General features: G+C 66.9%; 7 protein-coding genes. 3 read left to right on the forward strand and 4 right to left on the reverse strand.

The features are described 5' to 3' along the window. The 3 genes from recB to D5125_08270 all read left to right on the forward strand — a co-directional run bounded on the left by recB (position 1) and on the right by D5125_08270 (position 6,873). Entirely contained in the window at positions 1-4,035 is a 4,035-nt protein-coding gene (gene recB / locus D5125_08260; GenBank protein ID QFY89480.1) for an exodeoxyribonuclease V subunit beta, read from the forward strand. Beyond that, positions 4,032-6,119, forward strand: coding sequence for an exodeoxyribonuclease V subunit alpha (gene recD / locus D5125_08265; GenBank protein ID QFY89481.1), 2,088 nt, complete (start codon positions 4,032-4,034; stop codon positions 6,117-6,119). Before recB ends, recD begins: the two co-directional genes overlap by 4 nt. Positions 6,120-6,231: 112 nt before the next feature. Further along, entirely contained in the window at positions 6,232-6,873 is a 642-nt protein-coding gene (locus D5125_08270) for a tellurite resistance TerB family protein (GenBank protein ID QFY89482.1), read from the forward strand. A 168-nt stretch (positions 6,874-7,041) separates the two neighbouring features. Here the strand turns inward: D5125_08270 and D5125_08275 are convergent, their stop codons facing one another. From D5125_08275 to D5125_08290, 4 genes are all read right to left on the reverse strand, one after another. Further along, positions 7,042-7,794 (reverse strand): 16S rRNA (uracil(1498)-N(3))-methyltransferase, encoded by a 753-nt coding sequence (locus D5125_08275; GenBank protein ID QFY89483.1) that lies wholly within the window; start codon positions 7,792-7,794, stop codon positions 7,042-7,044. Between the two features lie 14 nt (positions 7,795-7,808). Next, on the reverse strand, positions 7,809-8,618 hold the full coding sequence (gene mutM / locus D5125_08280; GenBank protein ID QFY91096.1) for a bifunctional DNA-formamidopyrimidine glycosylase/DNA-(apurinic or apyrimidinic site) lyase: 810 nt from the start codon (positions 8,616-8,618) through the stop codon (positions 7,809-7,811). Between the two features lie 216 nt (positions 8,619-8,834). Further along, positions 8,835-9,692 (reverse strand): hypothetical protein, encoded by an 858-nt coding sequence (locus D5125_08285; GenBank protein QFY89484.1) that lies wholly within the window; start codon positions 9,690-9,692, stop codon positions 8,835-8,837. A gap of 454 nt (positions 9,693-10,146) precedes the next feature. Next, positions 10,147-11,493 (reverse strand): GldG family protein, encoded by a 1,347-nt coding sequence (locus tag D5125_08290; protein ID QFY89485.1) that lies wholly within the window; start codon positions 11,491-11,493, stop codon positions 10,147-10,149. Positions 11,494-11,496 lie beyond the last annotated feature (3 nt).

Consider the following 11,496-nt stretch of genomic DNA (forward strand, 5'->3'; position numbering starts at 1 on the left):
ATGAGCGCGCCCTTGTCCCTGGACCCGCTGGACTTCCCCCTGCATGGCAGCCGTCTGATCGAGGCCAGCGCCGGCACCGGCAAGACCTATACCCTGGCTCTGCTCTATGTGCGCTTGGTGCTGGGTCATGGTGGGCAGGGGCAGGCCTTTGCCCGGCCCCTGACGCCGGCCGAGATCCTGGTGGTGACCTTTACCGAGGCCGCCGCTGGCGAGCTGCGCGAGCGCATCCGCGCCCGCCTGGTGGAGGCAGCCGATTGCTTCCAGATGGACCCCGATACCCGGCTCGATGATCCGGCCGATATCGCCCTGCGGCGGCTGCGCGCCTCCTATCCGGCTAAGGACTGGCCCGGCTGCGCCTGGCGCCTGCAGATGGCGGCCGAGGCCATGGACGAGGCCTGCATCTCCACCATCCATGGCTGGTGCAATCGTATGCTCAGGGAACACGCCTTCGACACCCGGGGCCTGTTCCAGCGAGAGCTGCTCAGTGATACCAAGGATCTGCTGACCCAGGCGGTGCGCGATTACTGGCGCATCCACTTCTACCCTCTGAGCGAGCAGCAGGCCCAGTGCGTCAGCCAGGCCTTCTCCCAGCCCGATAGCCTGCAAGCGGCCCTGATCGGCCTGCTCGGGGCCGATACCCAGGGGGTCAGCTTCAAGGGTGAGCCCCTGCGGGTGGATGATCTGGGGCCCTTTATCCAGCTCCAGCTGGACTACGAGCACCGGCACCAAGCGGCCCAGGCCGAGCAAGAGGCCAGTCAGCAGGCCCTGCAGGCCCAGCAGGCCGAGGTACGGACCCTCTGGCGGCAGGACTGGACCGAGATCCGCAACCAGCTGCTACAGCTCAGACCCCACCTCAACGGTACCCGCCACGACAGCAGCACGGAGGAGAAGTTCAACGCCCTGCTGGACGCCATCCAGGCCTGGACCCAGGGTGGCCCCGAGCCTGCCAAGCTGGCCAATTTCGCCTGCGGGCAGTTCCGCTTCAAGGCCAAGGCGGCGCTGCAGCAGGCCCCGGACCTGGCCGCCTTCGACCGGCTCGGGGATTTGCTACAGGCACGGGCGCAAAGTGAGACCGCGATCGACGCCCTGCAACCGCCGCAGCCTGGCCTGCAGGCGGCCATCCTGGCCCATGCCCTGGACTGGGTAGGGCAGCGCCTTGCCGAGAATCTCAAACGCCAGGCCGCCATGGGCTTTGATGACCTGCTGCTGCAACTGCAACAGGCCCTGGACCCGCAATATGCCGGTGATCACGCCGAGCACCTGGCCGAGGTACTGACCGAGGCCTTCCCGGTGGCCCTGATCGACGAGTTTCAGGACACCGACCCCATCCAATACCGCATCTTCGAACGTATCTATGGGTTAAGCGATGCCGAGCAGGCCGCCAACCCCCAGGCTCCCGCCCGGCCCATCACCGGCCTGTTTCTCATCGGCGACCCCAAGCAGGCCATCTACAGCTTTCGCGGTGCCGATATCCACAGCTACCTGGAGGCCCGTCAGGCCACCGCCGGGCGGCACTACAGCCTGAGCCGTAACTTCCGCTCCAGCCAGGGCCTGGTGACGGCCTGCAACTTCCTGTTTGGTCAGGCCGAGGCCTTCCCCGGCGGGGCCTTTCGCTTTGCCCAGGGCGGGCACAATCCGCTGCCCTATGTGCAGGTCGAGGCGCAGGGGGTTGACGAGCAGCTTTATCTGCCAGGCCAGCAGGGCCAGGCCCAAAGGCCCCTGACCCTCTGGTATCTGCCGCCAGCAGCGGGTGCTGAGGCGCTGGGCATGGAGGATTATCGCGCCCAGGCGGCCCGGCTGGCGGCCCGCCGGGTGGCCCAGTGGCTGGCGGCGGCAGGCCAGGGGCAGGCCGGGTTCGGCCCCCTGGCCCAAGGGGTGCGGGAAGGCCAGGCCAACCCCATAACCCGGCCGCTGCAGGCGGCGGATATCGCCATCCTGGTGCGTCAGGGCAGCGAGGCCCTGCTGCTGCGCCGGGAGCTGGACTCCCTGGGTGTGGCCAGCGTCTATCTGTCCGACCGGGAATCCGTATTCTGTAGCGCGGAGGCGGTGGATCTGGTGCATTGGCTGAGCGCCTGCAACGAACCGGGCAACGAGGCCCTGGTGCGCAAGGCCCTGGCCAGCAACAGCCTGGCCCTGCCCATCGAACAGCTGGCCGCCTGGCAGGAGGACGAGCTGGCCTGGGAGGCGCAGATGCAGCGCTTTGCCCGCTTGCAACAGATCTGGCGGGGGCAGGGTGTGCTGGCCATGCTCTATTGCCTGCTGGATGAGTATGAGCTGCCAGCGCGGCTTAAGGGGAGCGGCGAGCGCAGCCTGACCAACCTGCTGCACCTGGCCGAATGGCTGCAACAGGCGCAGGCCCAGCTGGATGGTGAACAGGCCCTGATTCGCCACCTGAGCGAACACCTGGGGCTGAAGGACGAACAGCAACTGCTGCGCCTGGAAAGCGATGAGGCCCGGGTCAAGCTGGTCACCATCCACAAGTCCAAGGGCCTGGAATACCCCCTGGTACTGCTGCCCTTCATCGCCGCCTGGCGTGAGATCGACGGCAAGACCCGGCAGGTGCCCTGGCGTCATCAGGGGGCCAGCTACCGGGAGGTGGCCGGCAAGCAGGCCTTTGGCCAGGCCTGGGAACAGGCCAACACAGAGCGCCTGAGCGAGGACATGCGCCTGCTCTATGTCGCCCTCACCCGCGCCCGCCATGCCCTCTGGCTGGGGTTGGCGCCGCTCAAATCCGGCAACGCCAAATACCCCCAGCTGGAACGCTCGGCACTGGGACACCTGCTCAACGGCGGCACAAGGATCAGCGGCCCCGAACAGCTGCTGGGGCGGTTGCGGGCCTGGCTTGCGGCCTGTGATCAAATCGCCCTGGAAGCGGTGGACGGGGAGCAGGGCCTGGACCTGAACCTGAACCCGGATTCACCCGACTCTACCCCGCAGGACGACACACAACCCGCCCCGCCCCTGGGCCAAGCCCGACCCGCCCCCGAGCTTGGCGATATCGCCGACTGGTGGATCGCCAGCTACTCGGCCATAGGTTATCAGGACGGCAACGACCGGCCCGCCCCGGCACCGGCCCAGGCGCAATCCCCCTATCTGCGTGATCAGGAGCCGGACAGTGCCCGGTCAGCCAAGGCCGATGAGCTGCGCGGCCAGACCGAGGCCGAGCTCGAGCCCACCAAGCTGGAGGCCCAGGCCACGACCAGCGGCGGCCCGCCCGGCAAGGCCCAGGTGATGCGGCAGCTACCCGCTGGCAGCCTCTGGGGCACCTTCCTGCACGGCCTGCTGGAATGGGCCGCCGAACAGCGCTACCGCAGCACAGATGGCCGGTTGCTGCGCGGCTTTGCCGCTGCTGTGGCAGACGATGCCGGGCGGCGGGATCAGCTGGCCCGGCGCTGCCGTCTGCGCGCTATCGGGCATCTGGCCGGGCCACTGAGCGACTGGCTCAAGGGCTTTTTGCAGCAACCCTGGACGCTGCCCGGCAGCGGCATCCAGGGCTTCTCCTTGGTCGATCTGAACCCGGCCGAGATGGCGGTGGAGCTGGAGTTTCTCATCGGCTGCCAGGGCCTGGACATCGCCGAGCTGGATCGACAGATCATCGACCTCAGCCTGGATGGAGCACCACGGCCCTGCGCCCAGCCAACCCGGCTCAAGGGCCTGCTGAAGGGCTTTATCGACCTGGTGGTGGTGCATCAAGGGCGCTATTACGTGATTGACTGGAAATCCAACCACCTCGGCCAAGGCCCCCAGGCCTACAGCCAGTCGGCCATGCGTCAGGCCATCCTGGGGCACCGCTACGACCTGCAATACCTGCTCTACCTGCTGGCCCTGCACCGGCTGCTACAGGCGCGCCTGCCGGACTACGACTATGATCGCCATGTGGGCGGGGCGATCTACGTATTCCTGCGCGCCCGACCCGGCCCGGATCCAGCCCAGGGTCTGTTCTTCGACCGCCCCTCAAGGCGGCTTATCGAGCGGATGGACCGGGCCTTCCGCCAGGGCAATCCCGGGCTGGAATCAACCAAAGGCAACCCATGACAGCGACATCCGAGGAAATACTTGCAGGACTAAAGACCTGGGTCGAGCTGGGTGCCCTGCGCTGGCTGGACCTGGCCTTTGCCCAGTTCGCCGCCGAGCAATGTGCCCAGGCCCAGGCCGTCATCCCCTTGGCCGCAGCCCTGGTCAGCGGCCACAACGGCCATGGCCACGTCTGCCTGGACCTGGCCGACCTCTGGGCACGGCCGCAGCTGCAACTGCCCCAGTTGCAGGAGGCCGACCCCAGGCCCCTGCGCCAACTCCAGGCCTGGCTGGCGGGCTGGGGCCTGGAGCATTGGCTGGAACAACTGGAGGCCAGCGGCCTGGCCCAGGCCCGCTGGTCGCCCGACTGGGATTCGGCCGGCACCAGCCCCCTGGTACTGGATGGCGGGCAGCAGCGGCCGCTGCTCTATCTGCGCCGCTATTGGGGCTATGAGCAGCGCATTCGCCAGGGCATAGAGCAGCGCCTGCAACCCCTGCAACTGCCACAGGGGCAGGTACGGGGCCTGCTCGACGGCCTGTTTGCCGATGACACGGCCCAGCCTCGGCCCAATTGGCAGAAGATTGCCTGCGCCCTGGCGGCGCGTAGCGGCTTTGCCATCATCACCGGCGGTCCGGGCACCGGCAAGACCACCACAGTGGTGCGCCTGCTCGCCCTGCTGCAGGGGCTGCGCCTGCGCAACGGCCAGCCGCTGTTGCAGGTTCGCCTGGTGGCACCCACCGGCAAGGCTGCGGCACGACTGAACGAATCCATCGCCGGCAGCGTGCAGGGGCTGGCGCTGGACGGCCTATTGCCGGGGGATCAGACCCAGCACTGGCGCAATGCCATCCCCACCGAGGTCAGCACCCTGCATCGGTTGCTGGGCAGTCGGCCGGGCAGCCGCCGCTTTCGACACCACCCAGGCAACCCCCTGGCGCTGGACCTGGTGGTGGTGGATGAGGCCTCCATGGTGGATGTGGAGATGATGGCCAGCCTGGTGGCCGCCCTGCCGGATCAGGCGCGGCTGATCCTGCTCGGCGACAAGGATCAGCTGGCCTCGGTGGAGGCCGGCTCGGTGCTCGGCGACCTCTGTCGCCAGGCCGAACGGGGCCGCTACTGGCCTGCCACCCAGGACTGGATCGAGCAGGCCAGCGGTGAGCAGATCGGCCAATCGGCTGCCGGGCCAGGCCTGATCGACCCCCAGGGACCGGCCCTGCTGCAAGCCACCACCATGCTGCGGCACAGCTACCGGTTTGACGCCCACCCCGGCATCGGTCGGCTGGCCGAGCGGGTCAACACTGGCCAGGCACGGGTGGCAGAGATCAAGACGCTGTGCGTGGAACAGGCCTGGCAGGGGCCGGGCAAGACCGGCTCCCTGGGCTATCTGCAATTGGACCGGCACGACGAGCAGCGGCCGGACAGCACATTGCTGGAGCTTGTCATCCAGGGCTACTGGCCCTATCTGCAGCGTATCGGCCAGATGCCCCAGGGTACCCAGCCCGAAGATTGGGATGCCTGGGCCCTGCAGGTGTTCGCCGCGCAGCGGCGCTTTCAGCTGCTCACTGCGGTGCGCGCTGGGGCCTTTGGCGTCGAGGGCATGAACCGGCTGATCTACCAGGCCCTGCGCGCGCGCCTGAGCCAAGACCGGGATCAGGAGCCGAACCCGAACGGAGCAGAGGTCGAACGGCGCTGGCCGGTCCAGGCCGGGCTCTGGTATCTGGGTCGGCCCCTGCTGGTGACCCGCAACGACTATGGCCTGAGGCTGATGAACGGCGATATCGGCATCTGCCTGCCACGGCCCGGCCCACAGCGGCAGTGGCAGCGGCTGGCGGCCTTCCCCGATGGCGGGGGCGGGGTGCGCTGGATACTGCCCAGCCGTCTGCAGCAGGTAGAGACGGTGTTCGCCATGACGGTACACAAGTCTCAAGGCTCGGAGTTCGAACACAGCCTGCTGCTGCTACCCGACCAGCCAAGCCCTGTGCTGACCAAGGAACTGCTCTACACCGGCATCACCCGCGCCAGCCAGCGCTTCACCCTGGCCTGCCCCAGCGACCCGGTGCTGCAACAGGCCCTGTCCAGCCGGGTAAGCCGGGGCAGCGGGCTGTAAAACAGAGGACAGAGGATGGAGGACGGAGGACAGCGGGTTGAGGCCAGACCGGCCGCCGTGTCGGCTATGATGTTATTCTGATTCCCGTTCACTACCCATTGGAGAGAAAACCATGTTCGATGCCAAGCGTTTACTCGATCAACTGGTCAGCAGCGGGGCCGCTGGCGGTCTCGCCGGAGGCCTTGCCGGGGGTGCCCTGGTCAACCTGCTGGGCGGCAAGAAGACCAAGAAACTGGCCGGCTCCGCGCTCAAGATGGGCGGCATGGCCCTGGTAGGCGGCATGGCCTACAAGGCCTGGCAGAATTACCAGCAGGGCAACACCCAGGCCGCCGCCAGCGCCGAGGGCGTGCCACCGGCCCCGCCGGGCAGCGGCTTTGCCCTACCGTCAAGCCAGGATGCGGCGCAGCGGCTCAGCCTGCTGTTGGTGCGGGCGATGATCTCCGCCGCCAAGGCGGACGGCCAGATCGACACCCAGGAGAGCCAGGCTATTCTTAATCAGATCAACGAATTGCAGCTATCGGCGGAGGACAAGGCCTTTTTGTTCGAGGAATACGGCAAGCCCCTGGACATCAGCGGCCTGAGCGGCCAGGTGGAGGGGCCGGAACAGGCGGCAGAGGTCTATGCCGCCTCGGCCCTGATCCTGGAGCCCCCCTCGGCAGCGGAACAGATCTACCTGGACGGCCTGGCCCAGGCGCTGAACCTGCAACCCGGCCTGCTTGAGCAAATCCAGGCCCAGGTCAGGGCTGCGGTTTGAGGCCAAGTCTATTTGATTGGCCATGCGGCATAGGGCGGGCCGCGCCCGCCAGCAGACCACCTATGTCGGCGCGCGGCGGCCACGGGCCGCCCTATGCGCTGCGCTGAGTCCGTCGAAGGGCGCTGCGCTGAGTCCGTCAAAGGGCGCTGCCCTGAGCCTGTCGAAGGGTCAGCAAAAATCCCCCCACAAGGCCTGCAAGGCCGCTATGGCGGCCAGGGGCGCAGTCTCGGTGCGCAGCACCCGTGGCCCCAGGCGGATGGGGCTGAAGCCCCGTTTGGCGCAGGCCTGGATCTCATCTGCGGCAAGACCGCCCTCGGGGCCGACCAACAAGCGGATGGGCCGCCCCGCCGCCGGGGCGGACAGATCGGCCAGGGTCTGCCCCCCGCCGGGGTCCAGCACCAGGTCCAGACCCAGTTCCGGTCCATCGGCCGGGGGCTGTCCCAGCCAGCCCTCCAGGTCCGTCACCTGGGCTAGCTGGGGCAGCCACCGCCGCCCGCTTTGCTCACAGGCGCTGAGGATGATCTGCCGCCAATGGCGGGCCTTCTTCTCCCGCCAATCCCCCTGCTGGCGCTGATTACAGAAGGCCAGCAGCAGGGGCTGAATCCCGCTCACCCCCAGCTCCACCGCCTTTTGCAGGGCCAGGTCCATGCGCTCCGGGCGGGAGATGCCCAGGGCCAGCTCGATCACCAACCGGGGCGGGCCCTCCGGCTCGCCCTGGCCGGTGACCAATACCCGGCAGGCGCGTCGGTCGCTGCGTAACAACCGGGCCGGGTAATCGCGGCCATCGCCATTGAACAACAGCAACTCGGCCCCGGCCTGGAGCCGCAATACCTGGCTCAGACGTCGGCAGCCATCCGGCCCCAGCTCGATTTCGCTATCCACGGCCAGGGCTTGGGGGGTGTAGAGGCGGGTGATGCGCATGGGGTGACCGGGGTTCAGTGTTGGCAGTGGGGGCAATAGTAGCTGGAGCGCTGGCCCAATCTTATCTGACGTATGCCCTGGCCGCAGCCTGGGCAGGGCTGTCCCGCCCGGCCATAGACCTTTAGCTCCTGGGCAAAATACCCCGGCCTGCCATCGACCCGGCTGAAGTCCCGTAGCGTGGTGCCGCCCTGATCTATGGCCCGCTGCAACACCTGCTTGACCTCAAGGCTCAGGCGCTGCAAGCGGGCCTTGCCAATACGCCCGCCAGCGCGGTTCGGGTGAATACCGGCGGCAAACAGGGCCTCGTTGGCGTAGATATTCCCCACCCCCACCACCAGCCTGCTGTCCATCAGCAGGGTCTTGATCGCGGCACTGCGGCCCTTGAGCCGGGCCTGTAGATACTCGGCAGTGAAGGCATCACTCAGGGGCTCAGGCCCCAGCCCGGCCAGCAGCGGGTGGCGCAGGGGCTCGCTACTCCACAGGGCAGCACCAAAGCGACGCGGGTCGTGCAGGCGCAGACAGCGCTCTCCCAGGCAGACATCCAGGTGATCATGCTTGCCCGCCGGCGTATCAGTCGGCAGCACGCGCAGGGAGCCGGACATGCCTAGGTGCAGGATCAAACAGCCGGATGCCGTGTGCAGCAGCAGGTATTTGCCGCGCCGAGCGACCTCCAGGATGCGCTGGCCAACCAGCTCCTGCTCCAGCTCCGGGCTGACGGGCCAGCGCAACAAGGGCTGGCGCACCCGCACGGCGCTCACCAAAAGCCCCTCGATGAGCGGGGCAATGCCGCGACGGCTGGTCTCTACCTCGGGTAATTCGGGCATCTTGTCTGTCTGATCTGGCAAGGTTTGGGGAAAAAATCGGATCGCAAAGGGCGCAAAGGAACGCAAAGAGGAAATGCCAAACACCTGGCAGAACATAGGGCGGCCCGTGGCCGCCGCGCCCGCGCAAGGTGCAGCCTCATTTCAAGTGGCTTGGCGGCGGGCGTGGCCCGCCCTATGCCTCCTCTGCGTCCTAAGCAAACCACCCGCATCGGTTCGTTATTGCTCCTTGGCACCCTGTTCTACCGCTGGCTGGGGTGGGCTCAGCAGGGGGCTGTCGCCAGGCAGGCGATAGCCGATGCCATTGTCGCGGCGTATCAGCCAGTTGCTGCCGTCCTGCTGGCGTAGGCCAAACACCAGCCGCTCGCCGCTCTCCAGGGTCAGGCCTATCTCTGGCAGGCCATCGATGGCGTCAAAATGTTGCAGGCTCAGGCCCTGGGCCTGGCTCCAGGCGCTGGCTTGTTCGGCCAACTGGTCGGCGCTGAGCCTGGGATCATCCGGGGTCAGTTGCCAGCCCTGGGGGCCGTGCTCCAGACGATAGTTGGGGGTCACTATGGCTTGCAGGCGGGCGTCGATGGGCAGCAGGGCGGGGCTGAGCAGTTGCTCGGCGCTGGCGCTGAGGTGGTGATAGAAGCGGTCCAGGATCAGCGCCAATTGCTCACCCTGGCGCACATAGCGGTGAAAGTTGATCGGGTCATTACCGCCAAACTCCAATTGCAGATCATCCAGCCGCAGCCGTAGGGGCCGGTCCAGACCGAATTCCGCCAGCCTATCCAGGGGCAGCGGGAACCGGCTGAGCACGGGGGCCTCCAGCACCCGCGCCAGGGCATCCAGGCGCACCCCGTTGGCGGGCATGGCATAGGGCTCCAGCATCTGCCACCGGCCGGCCTGGCGGGCAAAACGCAGCCGCGTCCCGTCGGGGCGTTCGATCAGCAGACGCTGGACCCCATCCGGCCGGTGTGTGGTCAGGGACTCAAGCTGGGTCTCCGGGGCCTTGCCCGGCAGCAGCCAGGCCAGCAGGCCCAGGGTGATCAGCAGCAGGAGCAGCAGGAGATTGATCAGCAGTTTGGGTTTCATGCCAAGTCTCCCCGGATGCGGTTGTTGGTCAGGCTGTCTGGAAATTCTGAACGACGCTCGGAGGTGTAGGTTCGAGCCAGTTGTAGCCCGGATGAACCTATATTCCTCAGTTAAGCCACAGAGACACAGAGATCACAGAGTTGTTTCAAAGAGTTACATATCAGACCAGGCTCACCTAGAAGGTGTTGAATGTTCGCTTTCCAACACATTGATTTTTCTCTGTGCGCTCGGCTCTGGCTCCAGGCTTCGCCCTACCTCCTCCGTCCATGGAGTCGTCTGTGGCTCTGTGGCCAAATGCTCTTTTTAGGATGAAGCGTAGCGGAATCCGGGTAGGCCACGCCCAGCGGCTTCCAACACATTGATTTTTCTCTGTGTGCCCTGTGGCTCTGTGGCCAAATGCTCTTTTTAGGTTCATGTTCCGGGGTGACGCCGCCCGCTCCCTGATTGTTAGGCCTCAGCGATTGCGCCGTCGCCACCAGATCATGCTGCCGGTACCGATCAGGCCCAAGGGCAGCAGGATGAGAAACAGCAGGCCGAGCAGGGCACCTTGGATCTGGCTCAGTTGCAGGCTGAGGTCGGGGGCGGTCTTGGCGGGAATGTCGAGCAGTTGCTCATCACCGCCGAGCCAACGGATCAGGTTCAGGCCCAGGCCGAGGTTGCCGCCGTTGCCCAGGTAGGCGTTGGCGAGGAAATCGCCATCGCCAATCAGCGCCAGCTTTTGCGTCTTCTCGCCCTGTTGCCGCTCCAGCGTCAGCCCCAGATCCAGCGGCCCGCTGTGCTCGCCCGCCTCGGCATCGGGGCGGATCTCGCCCTCTAATGGCCCGGTCTCGTTCCAGGTGCGATCCAGGGTCTGCAGCAGGGGCTGGCTGGACCAGCCCTCCGGGGCTTGGAGGCTCAGGGCGGCGGCATGGGGGAACAGGCTGATCTGATCCAGGCCGCGAACCGCCGGGTGCTGCGGGTATTGGGTGACCAAGGCCATGGCCGGGTCCTGGATGCCCAGGGCATAGGCGTTGATATCGACGATGGTGCCCGGCAGCAGCTCCAGGCCCAGCTGTTTGGCCAGGGGCTCCAGGCCCTGCAGGGGTTCGGGGTCGAGCAGCCAGAGCAGGTTGCCGCCCTGTTCGACGTGCTGCTGGATCAGCGCCACCTCGCCCGGCAGCAGGGCCGCCCGCGGGCCGGCGATGACCAGCAGGCTGAGGTTGCGCGGCAGGCTGGCGTCCTCGGTCAGGTTGATGCGGCGAATCTGGTAGCCCTTGCGCGTCAGTTCGGCGGCGAAGCTGCCCAGGTCGTGATTGGCCTGACCCTGGGGGTCGCGCTCGCCATGGCCGCTGAGGAAGCCGATCCAGCGCTCGCCACCCAGGGCCAGGCGCTGGATGGCGTTGCTCAGGGCCTCTTCGTCCAGCCGCTCCAGGGTCTCGCTGCGGCCCTGGTATTCCAGCAGCAGGGCGCCGCTCTGGCGAATTCCCAGGCGTCGGGTCAGCTCCGGCTCGCGCTCGGGGTCGATGAAGCTCAGCGTGATTTGGTCGGAGTGGCGCTGGTAGCGTTCGATCAGTTCCCGGATCGGCTCGCGCAGCAGCTTGTTGTCCGCGGCGAAGGCCTTGATGCTGAGCGGCCCCTCAAGCCGCCCGAGCAGCTGTAGCGAGGTCTGCGACAGGCTGTTGCGGCCACCGGCAGTCCAGTCCCATTGCGCGTTGTATTGGATGCTCAGCCAGGCGGCCAGGCCGAACACGGTACCAAACAGCAGGTAGAACAGCAGGCCGTTGAGGCGGCGCAGCAAGATGTCAGGCAGGGGCAGTTTCACCCT

It is taken from the genome of gamma proteobacterium SS-5 (genome assembly GCA_009497875.2).
Lineage (GTDB): Bacteria > Pseudomonadota > Gammaproteobacteria > Chromatiales > Chromatiaceae > Magnetovirga > Magnetovirga frankeli.

Bases quoted from the DNA above. Each gene is read 5' to 3' on its own strand.
- D5125_08270 (QFY89482.1), top strand. From the start codon at position 6,232: ATGTTCGATGCCAAGCGTTTACTCGATCAACTGGTCAGCAGCGGGGCC.
- recB (QFY89480.1), top strand. From the start codon at position 1: ATGAGCGCGCCCTTGTCCCTGGACCCGCTGGACTTCCCCCTGCATGGC.
- mutM (QFY91096.1), bottom strand. From the start codon at position 8,618: ATGCCCGAATTACCCGAGGTAGAGACCAGCCGTCGCGGCATTGCCCCG.
- recD (QFY89481.1), top strand. From the start codon at position 4,032: ATGACAGCGACATCCGAGGAAATACTTGCAGGACTAAAGACCTGGGTC.
- D5125_08275 (QFY89483.1), bottom strand. From the start codon at position 7,794: ATGCGCATCACCCGCCTCTACACCCCCCAAGCCCTGGCCGTGGATAGC.
- D5125_08285 (QFY89484.1), bottom strand. From the start codon at position 9,692: ATGAAACCCAAACTGCTGATCAATCTCCTGCTGCTCCTGCTGCTGATC.